The 21,793-nt window shown below is 40.1% G+C and carries 18 protein-coding genes; 14 read left to right on the top strand and 4 right to left on the bottom strand.

The window, feature by feature from the left end; genetic code table 11:
- Positions 1-35 precede the first annotated feature (35 nt).
- From mfd to DK924_RS08060, 3 genes are read left to right on the top strand one after another with little or no spacing between them, the layout of a single operon-like run.
- On the top strand, positions 36-3,509 hold the full coding sequence (gene mfd / locus DK924_RS08050; RefSeq protein WP_109874834.1) for a transcription-repair coupling factor: 3,474 nt from the start codon (positions 36-38) through the stop codon (positions 3,507-3,509).
- The gene (locus DK924_RS08055) at positions 3,509-4,345 is read left to right on the top strand and encodes a peptidoglycan binding protein CsiV (RefSeq protein ID WP_109874835.1); all 837 of its coding nucleotides are present in this window, start codon (positions 3,509-3,511) and stop codon (positions 4,343-4,345) included. The genes mfd and DK924_RS08055 overlap by 1 nt, the downstream gene beginning before the upstream one ends.
- A 24-nt stretch (positions 4,346-4,369) precedes the next feature.
- Complete coding sequence (locus DK924_RS08060; protein ID WP_109874836.1) at positions 4,370-4,624, top strand: DUF3862 domain-containing protein; 255 nt, start codon at positions 4,370-4,372, stop codon at positions 4,622-4,624.
- Positions 4,625-4,662: 38 nt separating this feature from the next.
- Here DK924_RS08060 and DK924_RS08065 read toward each other — a convergent pair whose 3' ends face one another.
- The 3 genes from DK924_RS08065 to DK924_RS08075 form a co-directional block, all read right to left on the bottom strand.
- On the bottom strand, positions 4,663-6,030 hold the full coding sequence (locus DK924_RS08065; RefSeq protein WP_010389605.1) for a hypothetical protein: 1,368 nt from the start codon (positions 6,028-6,030) through the stop codon (positions 4,663-4,665).
- A gap of 107 nt (positions 6,031-6,137) precedes the next feature.
- Entirely contained in the window at positions 6,138-8,843 is a 2,706-nt protein-coding gene (locus tag DK924_RS08070; RefSeq protein WP_010389603.1) for a TonB-dependent receptor, read from the bottom strand.
- A 717-nt stretch (positions 8,844-9,560) separates the two neighbouring features.
- Complete coding sequence (locus tag DK924_RS08075; RefSeq protein ID WP_010389601.1) at positions 9,561-9,989, bottom strand: hypothetical protein; 429 nt, start codon at positions 9,987-9,989, stop codon at positions 9,561-9,563.
- 337 nt (positions 9,990-10,326) lie between these two features.
- Here DK924_RS08075 and ccoN point away from each other — a divergent pair, with 337 nt between their 5' ends.
- The 11 genes from ccoN (at position 10,327) to ttcA (ending at position 20,341) form a co-directional block, all read left to right on the top strand.
- The gene (ccoN, locus tag DK924_RS08080) at positions 10,327-11,760 is read left to right on the top strand and encodes a cytochrome-c oxidase, cbb3-type subunit I (RefSeq protein ID WP_013464670.1); all 1,434 of its coding nucleotides are present in this window, start codon (positions 10,327-10,329) and stop codon (positions 11,758-11,760) included.
- Positions 11,761-11,772: 12 nt separating this feature from the next.
- Positions 11,773-12,447, top strand: coding sequence for a cytochrome-c oxidase, cbb3-type subunit II (ccoO, locus tag DK924_RS08085; protein ID WP_008109817.1), 675 nt, complete (start codon positions 11,773-11,775; stop codon positions 12,445-12,447).
- 6 nt (positions 12,448-12,453) lie between these two features.
- Complete coding sequence (locus DK924_RS08090; RefSeq protein ID WP_010389598.1) at positions 12,454-12,639, top strand: cbb3-type cytochrome c oxidase subunit 3; 186 nt, start codon at positions 12,454-12,456, stop codon at positions 12,637-12,639.
- Positions 12,636-13,670, top strand: a complete 1,035-nt coding sequence (gene ccoP / locus DK924_RS08095) for a cytochrome-c oxidase, cbb3-type subunit III (RefSeq protein WP_010389597.1) — start codon at positions 12,636-12,638, stop codon at positions 13,668-13,670. Before DK924_RS08090 ends, ccoP begins: the two co-directional genes overlap by 4 nt.
- A 149-nt stretch (positions 13,671-13,819) precedes the next feature.
- Positions 13,820-14,311: a FixH family protein gene (locus DK924_RS08100; protein WP_010389596.1), complete on the top strand. Its 492-nt coding sequence runs from the start codon at positions 13,820-13,822 to the stop codon at positions 14,309-14,311.
- An 8-nt stretch (positions 14,312-14,319) separates the two neighbouring features.
- Positions 14,320-16,692, top strand: a complete 2,373-nt coding sequence (locus tag DK924_RS08105; RefSeq protein ID WP_109874837.1) for a heavy metal translocating P-type ATPase — start codon at positions 14,320-14,322, stop codon at positions 16,690-16,692.
- Complete coding sequence (gene ccoS, locus DK924_RS08110; protein WP_008109812.1) at positions 16,689-16,856, top strand: cbb3-type cytochrome oxidase assembly protein CcoS; 168 nt, start codon at positions 16,689-16,691, stop codon at positions 16,854-16,856. The genes DK924_RS08105 and ccoS overlap by 4 nt, the downstream gene beginning before the upstream one ends.
- A complete protein-coding gene (locus DK924_RS08115) occupies positions 16,849-17,520 on the top strand; it encodes a sulfite exporter TauE/SafE family protein (protein ID WP_055011773.1) in 672 nt (223 codons plus the stop codon). The genes ccoS and DK924_RS08115 overlap by 8 nt, the downstream gene beginning before the upstream one ends.
- A gap of 42 nt (positions 17,521-17,562) precedes the next feature.
- Entirely contained in the window at positions 17,563-18,300 is a 738-nt protein-coding gene (locus DK924_RS08120) for an FNR family transcription factor (RefSeq protein ID WP_010389589.1), read from the top strand.
- Between the two features lie 107 nt (positions 18,301-18,407).
- A complete protein-coding gene (gene uspE, locus DK924_RS08125; protein WP_055011771.1) occupies positions 18,408-19,334 on the top strand; it encodes a universal stress protein UspE in 927 nt (308 codons plus the stop codon).
- A 92-nt stretch (positions 19,335-19,426) separates the two neighbouring features.
- Positions 19,427-20,341, top strand: coding sequence for a tRNA 2-thiocytidine(32) synthetase TtcA (gene ttcA / locus DK924_RS08130; RefSeq protein WP_109874838.1), 915 nt, complete (start codon positions 19,427-19,429; stop codon positions 20,339-20,341).
- 49 nt (positions 20,342-20,390) lie between these two features.
- Here ttcA and DK924_RS08135 read toward each other — a convergent pair whose 3' ends face one another.
- A complete protein-coding gene (locus tag DK924_RS08135; RefSeq protein WP_109874839.1) occupies positions 20,391-21,452 on the bottom strand; it encodes a hypothetical protein in 1,062 nt (353 codons plus the stop codon).
- Between the last annotated feature and the right edge of the window lie 341 nt (positions 21,453-21,793).

Genomic DNA, 21,793 nt, shown 5'->3' on the forward strand with positions numbered 1-21,793 from the left:
TTACTCGTTAAGAGCCTAATTTAATGGAGTAATTAATGGCGTTTGAGCAATGGGCAGCCTTGCCTTGGGTAAAATCTCAAAAAGATAAAATTCAATGGGGCGAACTTCTAGGCAGTGGCTTAAGCATTGCTATTGCACAAGGTGTTAAGCAGCAAGACAACTTAGTGTTAATTGTTACCCCTGATACACCAAGTGCTCTGCGCCTTGAAACCGAATTAGAGTACTTGCTGCCTGATAACCCAGTAATGGTTTTTCCAGATTGGGAAACATTGCCTTATGATCACTTCTCGCCCCACCAAGATATTATTTCAGCACGTTTAGCAACACTCAACACACTGAAAAAAGAGCAACAAAGCGTACTCATTGTTCCGGTATCAACCTTGATGCTGCGCACTGCCCCAGCATCATTTATATACGGCTCAACGCTGAATTTTAAAGTAGGCGATAGATTAGATACTCATGCTCTGCGGGACAATTTAGAGCAAGCGGGTTACTTACATGTGCAACAAGTCATGGAGCATGGCGAGTACGCTATACGCGGCTCAATTGTTGATTTATACCCCATGGGGAGTAAGCATCCATTTAGGCTCGACTTTTTTGATGATGAGCTTGATACCATCCGTTTATTTGATGTGGAAACTCAGCGCTCAGACGAAAAAGTAGAAAAAATTGAGCTACTACCTGCTCATGAGTTTCCTACTAACGAATCAGATATTGAACGTTTCAGAATAAGCTATCGTGAAAAATTTGGCGCAAGTGCTGAGCAAGACTCAGTCTACATGCAGGTCAGCAAGGGTAATTGGCCAGCAGGTATAGAATATTACATGCCGCTGTTTTTTGAAGGCTTAGCAACCATTTTTGACTACTTGCCTGACTCAACAACCGTCATGCAATTAGGGGATTTAGAGCATGCAGCAGATAACTTTTGGCACGATGTTAATGTACGCTATGAGAACCGCCGAGTAGATCCTCTGCGCCCACTATTACCGCCCGATGAGTTATATCAGCCAATTAATGAGCTGTTTTCCAATTTAGGTAATTATGGCCGCATTCGTCTATCGCAAGCAAAGCTAGGGACAAAAGCGGGCAATAAAAATCTCGCAGTTAATGAATTGCCTAATGTACGCATCGATCATAAACAACACCAACCCTACGATGCATTTATTAACTATGTAGCTGAGCAAAAAAAGAAAAAAGGCCGAGTGGTTATTAGTGTTGAGTCGGACGGTCGACGCGAATCATTACTGAGTATATTAAAACCTAGCGGCTTAAAATTTAAAGAATTTGATAGCTTTGAGCAGTTTACCAGCAGCAGTAATGACGTTGGTTTAATTGTCAGTCCGCTTGAGCAAAGTGTGGTGCTTAGCACTAAACCAAGTTTGAGCATTATTACCGAGCAAGAATTGCTTGGGATCAAAGTATCACAACGCAGACGCCGTAAGCACAAGTATGAAGCAAGCCAAGACGCGTTAATTCGTAACTTAGCAGAGCTTAAAGAAGGCCAACCGGTTGTGCACCTTGACCATGGTGTGGGCCGTTATCAAGGGCTGCAAACGATTGATGCCGCCGGTGTGGTGACTGAATTTGTGACTATTACTTATGCAGGTGAAGCAAAACTGTATGTGCCGGTATCGGCACTTCATATGCTTAGTCGTTATTCTGGAGGTGAAGAGGCCAGTGCGCCACTGCATAAGCTCGGCTCTGATGCCTGGGATAAAGCGAAAAAACGCGCCGCTGAAAAAGTACGCGATGTGGCTGCAGAGTTACTCGATATTTACGCACAACGCCAAGCCAAGCCAGGTAATAAGTTTACGCTTGATGGCCAAGCTTATCGCCAATTTAGTGATAGCTTTCCGTTTGAAGAAACAGATGATCAACGTAACGCCATTGAAGCGGTACTTGGTGACATGCAGTCAAAACAAGCCATGGATCGTTTAGTATGTGGTGATGTTGGTTTTGGTAAAACCGAAGTAGCTATGCGGGCAGCCTTTGTAGCTGTTAACGATAATAAGCAGGTGGCTATTTTAGTCCCTACCACCCTACTTGCTCAACAACACTACGATAACTTTAAAGACCGCTTTGCTGATTTTCCAATTGAAGTGGGTGTGCTGTCACGTTTTAATTCGGCCAAAGAGCAAAAAGAAACCCTTGAAAGAATGAGTGATGGCAAGCTAGATGTGGTTATTGGCACTCATAAATTGATTCAACAAGATATCAACTTTAAAGATTTAGGTCTGTTAATTGTTGATGAAGAGCATCGATTTGGGGTTCGTCAAAAAGAAAAAATTAAAGCCCTGAGAGCAGATGTTGACATACTCACTCTGACCGCAACCCCTATTCCGCGTACATTAAATATGGCGATGAGTGGCATGCGTGATTTATCAATTATTGCCACTCCACCGGCTAAACGTTTAGCGGTTAAAACCTTTGTACGCCAACGCGACGAAGAGCTTATTCGCGAAGCGGTACTACGTGAAATTAAACGTGGCGGCCAAGTATACTTTTTACATAACAACGTAGAAACCATTGAACGTGTCGCTCAAGAAATTAGCGAATGGGTGCCAGAAGCAACAGTAACCTCTGCACATGGTCAAATGCGAGAGCAAGAGCTTGAGCAAATAATGACTGATTTTTATCATCAAAAATACAATGTTCTTGTGTGTACCACGATTATTGAGACCGGTATTGATGTGCCCACAGCAAACACCATAATTATGGATAGAGCCGATAAACTTGGTCTTGCTCAGCTACACCAATTACGCGGACGTGTAGGTAGAAGCCATCACCAAGCCTATGCTTATTTACTTACCGGCAACCCTAAGGCACTCTCTAAAGATGCGAAAAAACGTTTAGACGCGATTGCATCACTGGAAGATTTAGGTGCAGGCTTTGCCTTAGCAACTCATGATTTAGAAATTCGTGGTGCGGGTGAGTTATTAGGCGATGATCAATCAGGGCAAATGCAAACCATTGGCTTTAATTTATACATGGAAATGCTTGAGCAGGCCGTTAACGCGCTTAAAAATGGTCAAGAGCCAACTCTTGAAAATCTATTACAAAAACAAACAGAAGTAGACTTAAAGTTACCTGCCTTGTTACCTGATGATTATATTCATGATGTTAACGCGCGTTTAGGTATGTACAAGCGAGTAGCAAGTTGTGCTAACCTTGCTGATATTGATGAGCTGCAGGTAGAATTAATAGACCGCTTTGGTTTATTACCCGATGCAGCTAAAAACTTATTTAGTTTACAACAACTAAAGATGCAAGCGAGTAATTTAGGCATAACCAAAATAGAGGCTAACCCGAAAGGGGGCTACTTTGAGTTTAGTCAGAATACTAAGGTTAATCCTAGCTTCATTATTGGTTTGATACAAAGTGCGCCACATATTTATAAGATGGATGGCGCAAATAAATTACGCTTTGCCATTAGCGAGGCGAATGCCCGTGAACGCTTAAAAATGATCACTGCTATGATTGCAGATTTCGAAAAAAAGGTTAGCCATTAATGTTGCTGAAAAAATCGCTGGTTGTTTTATGCTGCTTGTTTAGTAGTACTGCATTTGCAGAGCGTTGGTTTGAAGTAGAAGTGTTGATATTTAAACAACGCCCTGCTCCATACCTACAAGAAGACTTTAGCTTAAAGCACGACGCCATAGAAGATAAAAACACCTTAGATTTACTAAGCCCTGTTTATAAAAAACAAGCAATGGACGCGTGTATAAATGGCGATCCGCGTTTTCAAAAACGTACCTTTGCTGACACTTTAGTCAACTCAAATCCTCAGTCAGCAGCGTGTAACGACAGCATTGATTATGTAAAAAGTTACGATGTGTTACCAGTAATACCTCAAGCACCTGCACAAGAGACGATGGAGCAAACTTACCTGTTAGCCCCTGGGCAATTGCAGTTTCAATCACAACGCCAAGCTCTAAACCGCAAAGGACTAACTCCTTTATTGCATACCGGGTGGCGATTTGAGGGTGCGAGCAAGTCACGCTCGCCTAGCATTCATTTGTTTGCAGGCAGCCAATTAAAAAACAATATAAACACTGCGATTAGTTACGCCGATTCTGATTTTATTAGCTTAATAAATACGCCTGAACCACTATTTGACGAAGCTCAATCTTCCGACATGAAATGGGAGTTAGATGGGCTATTTAAAATACACTTGCGCCATTACTTATTTATTAATGCACACTTTGATATAAGTGAAAAACGTGACAATGGCGATCTAGAATCAGCCCGCTTTTCACAGTTTAGGCGAGTGTTCAGTGAAGACATTCATTATTTTGATCACCCGCGTATGGGGATGATTGTGCAAATTCGAAAATTTAATCATTAACGGTATTATTCAAGGAAAATAACAATGAAAAAATTACTTATTATTGCAGCGGCACTGAGTCTTGCTGCTTGCTCAAAAGTAAACTTAGAAAATTATGAAAAGATTAAAATTGGTATGGACAAAACAGAAGTTGAAGCTCTTTTAGGCAGTGCTGATAATTGTATAGAAAAAACACTGCATACTAGTTGTACTTGGGGTAATGACGCTAAAAATATCGAAATTACCTTAGTATCAGACAAAGTAACGCTATACAGCAAAAAAGGACTAACGGATAAATAGTCTAGTTTAGTTTAAGTAAAGAAGAGGAATAACCTGTGTTATTCCTCTTTTTTAGTGTCACTGGTGTAAATTAGCTCTATATTAACAATTTTACTGCGATTTAAAGTGATTTTATAGCGTTGATACAGCGCATTATCAGATTCGGTTAAAACCAATACCATATTTAATTGGTAGCGTCTTTCGACTCCCTGCTTAGAAATTTTATTATTTTCTAAATGGTACAGCTTCCCTTCCCCCTTTTTTAAATAACGTGCAAACGGTGCAAGATTAAATTGCAGTGTTTGCTGTAAGCTATCGTAGCCTGGCAAAAATTCTTTAGCACTGACCCGCGTTTCACTAGCAAAATGCAGCCATTGCGCCGCCTGTTTATTTTGCTGACGACGCTTAGAGAAAATTTTCCTCACTTCTTTAGGGATTTTTTTAAACCGCGTGTATTCTAACCAAATAAACTGGCTCGCTACTTTATCTTTTGTAATACTGTTTTTAAAAATAAAGCGCCATTTTGGCCGCCCCCGTACAATAGCACGCCAAATAATACGGGTAATATCTTCTTTAAATATTTCTCTCAGCCCGTAAATAACCCCTAAAATTAAAATTAATGAAGCGGTTATTTCAGTAAAGGTAGAACGCGCATTGAGTATTACTACCATCACAAAGGCCATTATAACAGCCGTTACAGAGCCTTTTACCAAACGTTTTAAATAACTATTAAGGTATCGGGTTTGGCGCTGTAAAATCACTCCATGCTCTATTAAACGCTGTAATAGGCGCATTTTATTGGTAATTCTGTTGGCGTCTTTAAGTGTTGAGTCAGAATTATATTGTTGCTCTGCCCGATACTCACTCTCTGACTTACAAAAGTTTAATAAGTCATTTCGCTCTTTAGCGTGATCGCTACTACGCGGCCCTTCATCAAGCAGCTTTAAAAACGTTTGTTCAATCTGCCAGCTTAGGTAGTTATCAGCATTGGTATAAAACGGGATCAGCTTTTCGTTATCAGGGGTGTAACGTCTGAGTTTTCGAAGTAGACTTTGGCTTTGCTCGCAAAGCTCCATAGCCCGTTGATAAAATTCATCGCTTTCTTGAATTTTTAACGCATCTTTGATATCAGCATCAATAGCAAGGCGTACTTGATAACAATATAAATTTAGATTTTGTCGGTAATCTTGTTGCTCCCCTTTGTTTTTACTCACAAAGCGGCTTCGTACCAATGGAAGATGAATATTATTAGCGTTATAGGCTACAAAAGATTTAAATTGGTTATTAAAGTAAGACTCTTCGCTAAGGGTTTGAGCATTAATACCCATTTCATTTGGGATGGAAAAATAAAGATCGAGACGCTGCTCTGCACGCGGTGATAATTGCGGTTCAATAACAAACGATAAATTTTCGTCTTGCTTTAACAATGATGCCTCCTTTGGTTATCTACCTGAGTTTACGTGCCTCTTTAATTTTGTTCAACAAAAAAGGCCTAGTAAATACTAGGCCTTTTAATGGTTCTAATTAGTTAAAATTAGAATTTAACGTTTACACCTGCGAAGAAACGACGACCTAGTACATCGTATGTGTACGGGTCAGTATTTGAATCGTTATTACCTGTGTAGTAAGGAGGTTGCTTATCAAACAAGTTGTTTACACCTGCAGATAAAGTTACTGTGTCATTCACTAAGTAATTACCGCTGATATCATGGTAAACTACTGTTGGAGTGCTTGGTGCATAACAAGAATCTTCTTTTCCGATACATGCGAAGCTATCCATACCAGCTATGTAACGAGCTTGGTATTGTGCATCCCAGTTATCGCCTGCAACACTTACAGTTAAGTTAGATTTAAAGTCAGCATATCCACCCGTTCCTGATGTAATAATGCCTGCATAGTCAACTGGGTCACCAGTAACTTCTACAACATATTCGTCTAAGTAAGTTGTGTCTAAGCTTGTTTTCCAGTTCAGGCCAGCCACTTCAAAGCTGTATGCAAGATTTAAATCAACCCCAGATGTTTTTTCAGAACCAACATTTTGTAATTGATTATTGAATTTAACACGGCCAGTTGCATCCATAGATACGCCTGCTGACTGACAAAGTGCAGTGCTAGCATTTGCACCATTATTTAAACACTGATCAACAATATATTGGCTATCTACTTTAGTGATTGCATTTTCAATATCGATTTCATAGTAATCAAGCGTCATTGAGAAGCCGTCAAGCCATTGTGGCTCGTATACGACACCAGCAGTTAAAGTATCTGCTTCTTCAGGAGTAAGTGAATCATTACCACCCACAGTTACTTCTGCTTGGTCTTGAGCACCTGGATAATCAATTTGGTCAAACGATGGTGAATTGCCAGAGTACAACTCAGAAACCGTTGGCGCACGGAATGCTGTTGAAACGACGCTACGTAGCATTAGTTCATCATTTACTTTCCAAGTAAGACCTAGTTTCCAAGTCTCATCTGAACCAAATGTGCTGTAATCAAATGCACGAATAGCTGCACTTAATTCAACATTTTGTGCAAGAGGAGCATCTGCTAGTAGAGGTATAGCAAATTCAACATAAGCTTCGTTTACGTCAAAACCGCCGGCTGTTGGCTCAACCATAGGGTCGTTTGCAAGGCCTTGTGCAGTTAAAGAGTCAGGTGTAAACCATGCTTTTTCTTGACGACGCTCTATGCCTGCAGCAAATGCAGAGTAACCTGCTGGTAATTCGAATAACTCACCCGATACAGATGCTGAAAGAATAAACAGCTGGCTTCCGCCGTTATTAACTTCAGTGTACACATTTTTGCGGAAATCTTCAGAAACCCAAGCTGATTGATCAAGTGGGTTAAATTTACCTTCAAGGATTTGATCTTGAATAGCACCCATATTGTGTAAGTTGCTTAGCTTGTCAACAGAGTCATTACGGCCGAAGTTCGCTGACACGTCCCAAGAGTAATCACCAACAAAACCTTCAGCACCAACTACTGCACGAACAGTATCAACTGATTGTTCAAAGTAACGCGCGCCGGTGTCAGACATACGACGGCCGTAAGAAATTGCATCACCATTTACGTAATTCGTTTCTTGTGTGATGTAATTACCATCAGCATCTTTATCTAAATAGCCGTCACCATCTAAATCAACACGCTTATCATAGCTTTGACTTAATAATGAGTTACCCATAGTCGCAGTGTCGTACTCAAAATCAAACCAAACTGGCTGTGGTGCCATCTGTTGCTCTGACCAACGCTTAGTATAAGTAAACTCAGCAAATACGCTCGTGTCATCAGATAGTTCGTATGTAGCGATACCTGTTAAGTTTAAACGCTCCATTGGCGTGTAAAGGTAGCTTGCTGGTGAATAGTTATAAGCATCTTCATTAGTATAACGATGGTAATCGCCACCACGTCCTGTTACACCATTATCATTGATTAGAGATACTTGTATTTCTTCACCTTTAGCATCAAGGATAGTCCCTTTCTCGCTTGTACCATTCCAGATATGACCACCTTCATTGTATGAAGAACCAGTGCAATATAAACCGTTAGCACCTTCAGCAATTGGGCAGTTTGAGAAATCACGATCAGCTTGAGATGCTTTACCACGATCAGTGTATTGCATGCCGATAACAATGTTACCTTTATCGAATGAGCTACCAACAGTGAAATCAATTGAGTTCTCTGTTGCGTCACCTTCACCAGTAATTGCTGAATTAACATTCATGTCTAGGCCTTCAAAATTATCTTTTAGGATAATATTTACTACGCCAGCAACTGCATCAGTACCATAAACTGCAGAAGCGCCATCTTTTAGTACTTCCACTGATTTGATCATAGAAACAGGGATTGTATTTAAGTCAACAGTTGATGCTGCACCAGTACCCGATGCAATCATGCGACGACCGTTTACAAGTACTAGAGTACGACTTGAACCCAGACCGCGAAGGTCTATGCGGGCATTACCACCAGAACCATTATTAACGCCTGGGTTTGTCATTGCACCGCCTGTAGCGGTCATTTTCTGTAATACGCTATCAATACTTGTAGCGCCCATTGCTTTGATGTCGTCTGCACCGATAAGTGTAACAGGGCTTGCGTTTTCCATATCTGAACGCTTGATACGAGAACCCGTTACTTGAATTTTTTCAATTGACTTTGCTGCTTCGTCTGCAGCTAAAACCTGAACACTTGAGAACATTGGGATTGCTGCAATAACAGCTAAACCAAGAGTTGATTTTTTCATGAATGAACCCTACTTGTTGAATTTACCTAAATTGGCAACACTCACTTTTATGAGATTTTTGAGTGAGCGGGAGCAACTTAGGCGCCCCTAACTGAATGAAAACTTAACGACAGAGCAATAAAAGACCACCCTTATTTGCATGTACACAAAAAAGGTACTGTTGTTAACCATTGTTTCATTGTTAATTAATAAAAACACTTAAAAATCAGCTACTAAAGCAAGCTCAATCACATAAAAAACACACGTGAAATCAAATAGGTTGAGTTTGTAATCAAATGTAATTATCAGGGTGATGTGCCCTAAACAGGAAAATTAACATGTTAATCACAGATCGTTATTAAAAAGGTAAAACTAGGTGTTAATTACTAACCATATTTATGCAAGTAGATTGTTTATTTAGTCTGAATAATTTTGCTATATGCTTTAACCAGGTAAATTTTATGCTTATAGTGAATTACGAGCTCACTACACATTAATAAAAAACAGCTGTTAAATCGACGAGGGCTTTATAAATGTATTTGTGGGTAATAAAGGATGGCTATAATCTTTAAAGCAAGTAGATGTGCAAAAGGGATACTTATTATTAAGTTAAAATACTTACACTAACAGACGTGCTTCAGTTTCAGGTAACTACATGTGAGGTGAAGGACAATGGGCTTTGCCACTGGAGTTATACGGAAATAGCGTAGTTGAAAAACCACACCATAGTAAAAATTTTCAATAAGTGACGTTAAAATAGTAATCAACATTACTACTTATGCCAGTATTTTTATTGCTAGTAGTAAGTACAAGCTTCCACACCATATTTTGCTCTGAGCAAATCCCAACCATAGTATCGGCCAACCAAATATTCCCTTGCTCGGTAAACTGCAATGGAATGTAACCCATATACATAGTTACTCCCTCCAATTTAGCCGCTGTTATTGTTAGATCATTAGGTAAGTGAGCATAAATTGAAAACGGTGTCTCTGGTGATAAGGTTTCTTCGCTTAACCAAACCTTAACTTGATTTTCAAAATGACATGGTTTGTTATTTTTACACTCGGTTTGCGATTGGCTTACTTTTGCTGTTGATGTTGATCCAGAAAAGTCACAACCTAGTAAAAATAATAGAAAAGAAAGTAAGCATACTCTATATATATACATGCAAGTTCTCAAATATCTAATGTATGGGCCCAACATTTAGGGCAAGTTGGTTGATTATCGGCTTTAATGAGTGAGTAAGGTACAAATCACCTCAAAAAATAGACAGCAACTCAATAAAGTTTGATTGATGTCATATTATTACGCAATTGACCTATCTTTTTAAGGCCAAAAAATTTATCATTTCAACCGCAAAAAAAACAAGTATTTCTTGAGATTATTATCTTTAACAACCACATATTGTGGGGTTTAGATAGTATACTTTGGAATAATAGTAGGTCCTACTTTAACAAGTAGGTAATTCATTTCTAAACGCATTTATTGCAGCGGAAGCCAGAAAATGAGCCAAACAGTAGCATCACAAACTGAGTACAATTATAAAGTTGTACGCCAATTCGCTATTATGACAGTGATTTGGGGCATCGTTGGCATGGGTATTGGGGTTCTGATTGCTGCCCAACTAGCTTGGCCAGCACTTAACTTTGACACACCATGGTTAACTTACTCTCGACTTCGTCCGTTACACACGAACGCAGTAATTTTCGCATTTGGTACAAGTGCTCTTTTTGCGACGTCTTATTACGTCGTACAACGTACATGTCAAACGCGCCTTCTTTCAGATAAATTAGCCGCCTTCACCTTTTGGGGTTGGCAGTTAGTGATTGTTCTAGCAGCAATTACTCTACCTATGGGTATTTCAAGTTCTAAAGAGTATGCAGAACTTGAGTGGCCTATCGATATCTTAATTGCTGTTGTTTGGGTAACGTACGCTATTGTATTTATGGGTACTATTGCTAAACGTAAAGTGGCTCATATTTATGTAGCTAACTGGTTCTATGCTGGTTTCATTATTACTGTTGCAGTACTTCATATTGTTAACAGCATGGCTGTTCCTGTCTCACTAACTAAATCATACTCAATTTACGCCGGTGCGGTTGATGCAATGGTTCAGTGGTGGTACGGACACAATGCTGTAGGTTTCCTTCTTACTGCTGGCTTCTTAGGTATGATGTATTACTTTGTACCAAAGCAAGCGGGTCGTCCAGTTTACTCATACCGTTTATCGGTTGTTCACTTTTGGGCACTTATCTCGCTTTACATTTGGGCAGGTCCTCACCACCTTCACTACACCGCGCTTCCTGATTGGACGCAAAGCTTAGGTATGGTGATGTCTATTATCTTATTCGTGCCGTCTTGGGGTGGTATGATCAACGGTATTATGACACTTTCAGGTGCATGGCATAAGTTACGTACTGACCCAGTACTTCGTTTCTTAGTGGTTTCATTGTCTTTCTACGGTATGTCGACGTTTGAAGGCCCAATGATGGCAATTAAATCTGTAAATGCGTTATCGCACTACACAGATTGGACAGTAGGTCACGTACACTCAGGTGCACTAGGTTGGGTTGCAATGATTTCTATCGGTGCTATCTACCACCTTATTCCTGCGTTATTCTCGCAAGGTCGTATGTACAGCATTAAATTAATCAATACACACTTCTGGTTACACACTGTGGGTGTTGTTTTATACATTGTTGCAATGTGGATTTCAGGTGTAATGCAAGGCCTAATGTGGCGTGCAGTTAACTCTGACGGTACATTAATGTACAGCTTTGTTCAGTCGTTAGAAGCCTCTCATCCTTTCTATGTTATGCGTTTCTTAGGCGGTGTATTCATCGTTACAGGTATGCTGGTTATGGCTTATAACGTTTATCGTACAGTTTCAGCGAAAAATAACTCGCTAGAACTTGATGAACAAGCGCAGTTAGCATAACGGAGTCAGATAATGAGCAATAAAAATTCGCAAAATAAACACGAAATTATCGAGAAAAATATCGGCCTTATGGCCATCTTGACTGTTTTCGCAATCAGCTTTGGTGCATTGGTAGAAATTACTCCGCTAATGTTCCAAGACGACACAACTAAACCCGTTGATGGGTTACGCCCGTTAAATGCACTAGAGTTTGAAGGTCGTGACATCTATGTGCGTGAAGGTTGCGCTAACTGTCACTCACAGATGATTCGTCCATTTCGTGATGAAGTCGAGCGTTACGGTCATTACTCGGTTGCGGGTGAATCAGTATGGGATCACCCATTCCTATGGGGCTCTAAACGTACTGGTCCTGACCTTGCACGTGTAGGTAAACGTTACTCAGACGACTGGCATTATGCGCACTTAGTTGACCCTCGTGCAGTGGTTCCTGAGTCGAATATGCCAGGCTTCCCTTGGTTAGCAGAGAACACGCTTGATACAAGCTTAACTCTGAAAAAGCTACAAATTTTCCGTGACACGTTTGCTATTAACCCAGAAAACCCAAAACACCCGGGTTTAGGTTACGGCAGTGACGAGGAATTAATCGCTGACATTGCTAAAGTTGACGCAATGAATGACGGTAAAGGTGCAACAGAAATGCAAGCCCTTATTGCTTATTTGCAACAACTTGGCACACATTTGAAGTAGATTATTATGGACTACGGGACATACAGAGGCATTTTGACTCTGGTAATTTTAGTATTATTTATTGTGATTGTTGGATGGGCATATAGTAAGCGCAGTAAAAGTCGTTTTAAAGACGCTGCTAATGTCATATTTGAAGATGAAAAAAAACACAACAATACACTCTCTAACGAGGAAAAGGGGTCTGAGAAATGACTAGCTTTTGGAGTATATGGGTTATTGTATTAACCCTTGCATGCTTAATCATTATCTTTGGTCTACTAGTTTGGAACTTAAAAAACTATGTAGGCGTAAAAGAAGGTGAAAGCTGTGGACATGAGTTTGACGGCATTGAAGAATTAAACAATCCACTACCAAAATGGTGGACATACATGTTCTTCGCAACGTTTGTATGGTCTGTTTATTACTTAGCAGCTTACCCAGGTTTAGGTAACTGGGAAGGCTTAGCAAAGTGGACCAGCTCAAACCAAGGTGTTACTTCTTTAACTGAATCGAAAGAAGCAGTCATTGATGCTAAAGAAGATGGCCGCTTTGTAAAGCTAGATGCAGAATATCGTGCTGCTGAAGAGCGTTTTGGCCCAATTTTCAATGAATTGGCACAAATCCCTGTTACTGATTTAGTAGAGTCTAAGTTTGCTGGTGATGCAGCACAACAAGTAGCACTAGAAAACGGTACTAAGCATGAGCAAACGCAAGGTCAACTAGCGGTTGAAATTGGTCAGCGCTTATTTGCTCAAAACTGTGCACAGTGTCATGGCTCTGATGCTCGAGGTGGTACTGGCTTCCCTAACCTAACAGATAAAGATTGGTTATACGGTGGTACACCTGACAAAATCAGAGAAACATTACTTTTAGGTCGAGTTGCAGCAATGCCACCTTGGGGTGATGCATTAGGTGAGCAAGGCGTTAAAGAAATGACAGCTTATGTACTTAGCCTATCTGGTCGTACTGTTAACCAAAAAGATGCCGATGCAGGTAAAGCGAAATTCGCGATGTGTGCAGCATGTCATGGTGCAGATGGTAAAGGTTCAGTTGCACACAACTTACCGTTTGGTGCACCAAATCTAACTGATAACATTTGGTTGTACGGTGGTTCTCAACGTGCAGTTGAAGAAACACTTAACCATGGCCGCGCTGGTGTAATGCCTGCTTGGAAAGAGATTTTAGGCGAAGATAAAATTCACTTATTAACTGCTTACGTTTACAGCTTATCGCAAGATAAATAACGATAAAGTTAACAAAACGTTTCAGTTATAATCTTTTTATTTCAATAGATTAATACAGATCAAAAAAGCCTCCACTCGGAGGCTTTTTTTTAGTCTTTTCGATCTATTTATTATAATATAGCCGCACATTAATTAATTTTAGAGCGACTATGCAACCGACTCCGTGGTATAAAAATTTTTGGCCTTGGTTTTTAATCTTCTTTCCATTAGCTGCAATTATTGGCTGCATTAGTTTATTTATTACAGCCATTGGTAACGGCCCAGATATGGTTGTGGACGATTACTATAAAAAAGGCAAAGCAATCAACTTAGAGCTGATTAAGTTTGATAAAGCAAAAGCCTTGTATTTACATGGTGACCTAAATGTATCTGATGAGCGAGTAAGCTTTAAATTTACTAAAGGCGATACCAGTAATATCCACGCGCTAAAATTATCGTTTTTTCATCGCACTATAAAAGCTCATGATTTTGAAGCTACCCTCACTCCAAATGCTAATCAAGAGTTTACTGCATTATTAGAAAGCTACACGCCTGGTGCTTACTCAGTGTTTATTGAGCCTGTTGATGCTAGTTGGAAAATGAAAGAAAGTATTACTTTACCAACCACAGCCACCGTTTTAGTTACTCCTAATTATAAGTAGTATTTAGTATGTCTAAAAATTGCTTTCATTGTCTTGAAAGTGTGCCAGCAGGGTTTGACGCACACGTTATTATAGACAATACCGCTGAGCCAATGTGTTGCATTGGCTGTCAAGCGGTTGCTCAAAACATCATTGACCAAGGAATGACCGACTACTACAAATACCGCACCGTAAGTGCCGGCAAAGTAGAGCAACTTGTCCCTGAACAGCTCGCTTTTATTAAAAGTTATGACAATGAAGATATCCAAGATGAGTTTATTAGTACGCACAACGACAACTCTGAGGTATTACTGAGTGTTGAAGGTATAACCTGCGCCGCCTGTGCCTGGCTAATTGAAAAGCAATTATTGAACCTTAAATCGGTAAAACGCGTTGATGTAAATACCTCAACAAATCGTGCCATGATCCACTGGGATAAAAGTGCCACGCCTTTAAGTGAGCTAATTACCTCATTGGCTGAAATAGGATATAAAGCTTACCCCTTCCAATCAGATTTAGAAGCCCAGCAAAAGCAACAAACAGCCAAAGCGTATATTCGCCGCCTTGGTGTCGCAGGCTTGATGACCATGCAAGTGATGATGTTTGCCTTTGCAATGTACTTCGGCATGTTCTCTGGAATGGATAGCAACTTTGAACAGTACTTTAGATGGATCAGTTTAATTCTAGCCACTCCAGTCATTTTATACAGCGCCCTTCCCTTTTTAAGTAACGCAATTAACGGCTTAAAGGCAAAGCAGCTGAATATGGACTTACCAGTATCATTGGCTATTTTTGGTGCTTATGGCGCCAGCTGTTATGCCACCGTAATGGAAGTAGGCGAAGTTTACTTTGAATCTATTTGTATGTTTACCTTTTTACTCTTACTAGGTAAATACTTAGAATTTAGAGCGCGTTTAAAGGCCAGTGAATTCACTGCCAACTTGCAAAAGTTGTTACCCCTTACTGCACGTACGCTCGATGAGCAAGGTAATGAGCACATCATTGCCGCCAAAAAACTCAAACTTAACGATATTGTGTTAATAAAGGCTGGCGAAACCATTCCTGCTGATGGCATATTGGTTAAAGGCAGTACCAGTGTTGATGAGTCTATGATGACCGGCGAACATCAACCAGTACGAAAGTATATTGATCATAATGTGTATGCAGGCACGGTTAATCATGATGGTATTATTGAAATAAAAATCAATAAACTAGGCCAAAACACCCTACTTAATCAAATTATTCGCCTGCAACATAATGCCCTAACAAAACGCCCAAGACTGGTTGAAATTACCGACAAAGTAGCGCAGTGGTTTGTTGCTGTATTATTGGTGTTTGCCTCTCTAACCGCCATTGGTTGGTACCAGGTAGACCCTGATGTTGCTTTTTGGATCACTATATCGGTGTTAGTGGCCACTTGCCCGTGCGCATTAAGCTTAGCAATTCCCACCGCATTAACGTGTGCTGTAGCAACCTTAACCCGCAAAGGTATACTAATTAAGCAAGCACATGTGCTAGAAACCCTATCAAAGCTCACTTTATTTGCCTTTGATAAAACAGGTACGCTTACACAAGGTAAATTTAGCCTCGACGTGGTTGACATACTTGATGATAACTACAGCAAAGAGCAAATTCTTGATATTGCAGCCCAGCTTGAAAGTTACTCTGAACATCCTATTGCCAGTGCATTTAAGGAGTTTAAAGGGCAACGTAAATTTGACGATGTACAACTGCACCCAGGCATTGGGATAAGCGCTCAGTTCGATAATACCCATTACGCTATTGGTAAAAGTGGCTGGTTTGACACAAAAAAAACCAACGCACAAGCAACGCTTTACATAAACAAGCAGGCTGTTGCACGCTTTTACTTTGTAGATAAAGTTAAAGCTGATGCCGATAAGCTCATTAATGTTTTACAAGCGGCTAACCTTAGTTGCCATATGCTAACTGGTGATGCATCTGATGCCGGTGCCAAAGTCGCTAAAAAGTTAAAGCTTAACTCAGTGCAAGCCAGTTGCAGTCCAAAAGATAAACAAAATGCCGTTGATCACTGGTCATCGCAAGGTGAAATTGTTGCTATGGTTGGTGATGGCGTAAACGACAGCCCAGTATTTGCCAGTGCCCATTTATCTATCGCCATGGAAACCGGTGCCGATATATCTAAAAACAGTGCCGATGTTGTATTGCTTAACAGTGACTTAGCCTCTATCTCGCATTTATTAACCGTTGCCAAGCAAACACGACGTATAATTAAACAAAACCTAACACTTTCTTTATTATATAATGGCTCTATATTACCGCTAGCGGCCATGGGCTTAGTTGCTCCTTGGATGGCCGTTATTGGTATGTCTGCCAGCTCTATTATTGTGATATGTAATTCACTAAGGCTATTAAAGTTATGAGCATAATTTATATTTTAGTTCCTATTGCTATTTTGTTTGTATTAATTGCTATTGGCGTATTTTTTTGGGCAGTAAAAGGCGAGCAATTCTCTGATTTAAACAAGCAAGGCCACAGCATTTTGTTTGAAGACGACAAAGAGCAGCACAATAAAAGTAATGATTGACCCTATATTTGTTAGCGCTTTTTTAATGGGCTTAATTGGCAGTGGTCATTGCATTGCTATGTGTGGCGGCATTGCCAGTTCGTTACAACTTGCCAGTAACAAACGCCAAACCTGGTTATATTCTCTAGCTTATAACAGCGGTCGAGCTTTAAGTTATATGCTAGCAGGAGCCCTTGTCGCGGGTATTAGTAGCCAGTTTGCTACGCAAAATTCTGCCTTTTCATTATTTTTGTCATTTTTAGCTGGTATTTTTATGTTACTGGTTGGCGTTTATATTATGCGCCTAGCCGCCACCTTACAGTGGCTCGAAAAACTAGGTAAAACCCTCATTTGGCAGCACTTAATTAAACTTAATAAGTATTTAATGCCCATTGATTCGCCTTTTAAAGCACTTGGTTATGGCGCGTTATGGGGCTGGTTACCGTGCGGTTTAGTATACTCTGCACTTACCTGGGCAATGACCAGTGGCAGTGCCATTAATGGTGCTTTAGTTATGCTGGCATTTGCTCTAGGCACATTTCCTGCCATGATCACCTTAGGTATGGCTGCACAAAAGCTAAATACGCTTTTTAATCACCCATGGACACGAATAACATTAGGCAGTGTTATCATTTGGTATGGTATCTACCTTCTGATCATTGCAACAGATAAGCTAGTGCATTAACATTATAAAATGTCGTGCATAGAAATTTAACGGATTGAACTTATGGATTTTTCTCAAAGTCGTGCTAAAGGTAATTGTGCCATTAGCTGTAATAACTGCAGTATTAGCCAGTTATGTTTACCATTTTCTTTAAATGGCCAAGAAATGGATAAACTTGATGAGATCATTGAGCGAAAAAAACCATTACACAAAGGTGACTACTTATTTGAATCGGGCGCGCCTTTAAATGCAATTTTTGCGGTTCGTTCAGGTTCGTTTAAATCGTATACTTTGTCTGAGCAAGGCGATGAACAAATTACCGGCTTTCACTTAGCTGGCGACCTTGTTGGGTTTGATGCCATTAATAAAATGCAGCACCAAAGCTTTTCTCAAGCACTAGAAACCTCAATGGTATGTGAAATCCCCTTTGATACCCTTGACGAACTCGCTGGTAAACTGCCCAAGCTTCGCCAGCAAATTATGCGTTTAATGAGTAGTGAAATAACTTACGACCAAGAAATGCTGCTATTACTTAATAAAAAGTCTGCCGAAGAACGCCTAGCGAGTTTTATTTATAATTTATCAGAGCGTTTTGGTGAGCGTGGTTTTTCACGTAAAGAATTTAGATTTACCATGACCCGCGGTGAGATTGGCAACTACCTCGGTTTAACAGTAGAAACTATTAGTCGTTTGTTAAGTCGTTTCCAAAAAGCTGACTTAATTAAAGTAGAAGGCAAGTTTATTACTATTTTAGATAATGACGCGCTTGCGAAAACAGCTGCGATTGTAAAGCCACGTTAATAAATCAATAAATTGATATAGAACAATAATCTTAGTGCTACCCCCTTTAACTGTTGTGTATTTGCGTTACACTGAATGTATAACTGTTAAGTGAATGGAGTAGCACAATGGAAACGATTAAACGTATTATCGCGGTTATTGACCCAACTAAAGACGATCAAAATGCCCTCGCGCGTTCAATAGATTTAGCCAAAAAATCGGGTGCGAGCATTACCGCCTTTATGACGGTTTATGATTTCTCTTACGAAATGACTACTATGCTATCAGGTGATGAACGTGAAGCAATGCGCCAAGCCGTCCTCAAAGATCGCGAGCTATGGCTCAAAGATCTAATCTCTCCTTATCAAAATATTAATATTGATACGCAAGTTATTTGGCATAATCGCCCATACGAGGCAATAATTAATACCGTTATCAATGATAAATACGACTTGGTTATCAAAGGTACTCATCAACACGGTGCGCTTAAAGCGGTCATTTTTACTCCTACAGACTGGCACTTAGTCAGAAAGTGTCCAACGCCCGTTTTATTTGTCAAAGATATGCAATGGCCAGCACAAGGGAATATTTTAGCTGCTGTGAACGCAGTCAGTGAAAATGAGCAGCACCTATCACTTAATAAACGCATAATTAAAGATGCACAATTTTTATGTGAGCTAGCTAATGCTAAGCTTAACTTAGTCAATGCCTACCCTGCTACACCGGTAAATATTGCCATAGAAATCCCAGAATTTAACCCTGGGCTTTACAATGAATCAGTTAAAAAACATCATATTGAATCAACTAATGAACTAGCTAATGAGTTTAACCTAACCTCTGATCAATGCTTTATTGAAGAGGGATTGCCAGAAGATGTAATACCGGATATTGCAAATCGTTTAAATAGTGAGTTAGTGGTTATTGGCACTGTGGGACGTACCGGCTTAAGTGCTGCATTAGTGGGTAACACCGCTGAACATGTTATTGACAGCCTCGATTGTGATGTACTTGCATTGAAACCTGATGGCTATGTAAGCCCACTCGCAGAAAGTTAACGTTTGCTGTAGCTGTGATATTACATATGGCATATAATACGCCCCTTTATTTTTAGCAATTAATTTTGCCGTACTATTTATAAGGGGGCGTAGTGTCTCATTCTGCTCAAGCCAAAGCTCAACACAACTTAAATAAGCTTCAAAAGCGTTTACGCCGCCTCACAGGTCAAGCTGTCATGGACTTTAACATGATAGAAGAAGGTGATCGTATCATGGTGTGCTTATCGGGCGGTAAAGACAGTTACACTATGCTCGATATGCTGCAACATTTACAGCGTGTTGCCCCTATTAAGTTTGACCTTTTTGCGGTTAACCTTGACCAAAAGCAACCAGGCTTTCCTGAGCATGTACTGCCTGAATACCTTGATAATTTAAATATTGAATACAAAATTGTCGAAGAAGATACCTACAGTATTGTTACCGATATTATTCCTGAAGGTAAAACAACGTGCTCACTTTGCTCTCGCTTACGCCGTGGTATTTTATATCGTACGGCTAAAGAGCTACGCGCCACAAAAATAGCTTTAGGTCATCACCGCGATGACATGATAGAAACCTTGTTTTTAAATATGTTTTACGGCGGAAAACTCAAAAGTATGCCAGCTAAACTAATGAGTGATAACGGCGAGCACATGGTTATTCGCCCGTTGGCTTATTGTAAAGAAGCCGATATAAGCAAATATGCGTTTAGCCAAGGCTACCCAATTATTCCGTGTAACTTATGCGGCTCACAAGAAAACTTACAACGTAAGCACACTAAAAACATGCTAGAGCAATGGAATAAAGAGCACCCAGGGCGTATAGAAAGTATTTTTACTGCCATGCAAAATGTTGTACCTTCGCATTTAGCTGATAACCAGTTGTTTGATTTTGCTAATCTGCAAACCGGTGATGTTATTGATGGTGGCGATATCGCGTTAGATAAACCAGATATTCCAAAAGCGCCAGTTAATCCTGAACAAGATGAAGCAAACCAAGCCGACGTGGTTACTATTAATTTAAGCTAATTTTTTAAGGGTTTGCAGTAATGCAAACCCTTCACTCTGTTCTATGCTGCTACTTACCGGCAGCTAATCCTTGTAAAAACTCTAAACTCTGCAATTCTTGTTTATTCGCCTGGTAAGGCAGCTGCTGTAAGCTATCATAAGCAAAATCTTCAATAGTAAACTCACTCACTTTACTTTGCCCAAAGCTGTTTCGCTCACCTGGGCTTGGCGACATACGTTCAATAACAAAGTCACTCAATCGTAAGCCATTTGTTTGCTTAGGCAAAACAGACCAATGCGCTTTAAAATCAATTTGTTCACTGCCCTCATTTAAACGAGCTTTAGCAACTAAATGTGCTAATGGCGAAGTACCGCTGTATAAGTTAGCTCTTAAACGATATAAACCACTTTTTATCACTGTTAAATTAGCAGGCACTATCATATTATCATTACGTGGATATGCGTTATCAAAGCTAGTTAGGGTTGCACTAGGCGGCATATATTGTATTTGTGCCACCACAGGAACCATTTTATCCACAATGTCGGCCTCAACTAATAACTGTAAATTGCGAGGATAGTCTTCCTCACCTTTAAACGTAATTACAAGTTCATTGTCACGAGCAACACCACTGTGTGTTTTTAACGGCTGTTTAGTATCCGTATCACTGAGTGTTACCTGTGCTTTACCTAAATTTTGTGCGCTTATGGTTAATTCAATTGCTTGCGGATAGACATAGCGATATTGAGATAAACTTAAGGTTAACTCCCCGCCTTGCTCTCCTACTGGGCTAGTAACCGGGAAAAACTGATTTGGCTTTAGCCGGTCTTCATCATATACCGTTAAAGGTTGCGAATAAGGCGGGAATACTAAGTTTTGTTGATATTGCTGCGCCACCGCCAATGCTGCTTTAGCTATATCTTCATTAAACTCATGCTGCTCTTTAGGCATTTTTTTTATGCTTGATTTAACTGCTGATGCCTCTTTTTTTACCGGCATAGCAACAAATTCAGGTGTTTTTGTATGCTCTTTAGCTGTTGTTTGCGACACTGAATAACTAGCATTGCCTTTACCTAAAAACCACATCAAGCCGGTAACTATTATTACTAAAACAATAACGTAGGATTTTTTCATTGTTATTTATCCTATAAATACTAGGGTCTGTTGACCTTTCAAGGTTTAATTTGCAGCAGTCTGTTTGGTATTTAGGCAAGGCAGAGTCTATGTGGTGTGGTTATTCCCCATAAATAGGCGATAACGCAGCATCAATACCAAACAGGCGCAGCCCTTCGGGTTCTGCCTAGGGGCGATTTACTCTTTGTTGCTCGGTTTTGACTTAGCCCACTAGGTTACAAACCTCGCGCCGCGATTAAACCGCCCCTAGTTTGAACAAATTGTAATCCGCAAAGGTCAACAGACCCTAGCAGTTAATCACTTTTAGAACGTAAACCTGATGCTATTTGCATTCAGGTTTT

This window comes from Pseudoalteromonas sp. meg-B1 (assembly GCF_003173795.1).
In the GTDB taxonomy this organism is placed as follows: domain Bacteria; phylum Pseudomonadota; class Gammaproteobacteria; order Enterobacterales; family Alteromonadaceae; genus Pseudoalteromonas; species Pseudoalteromonas undina.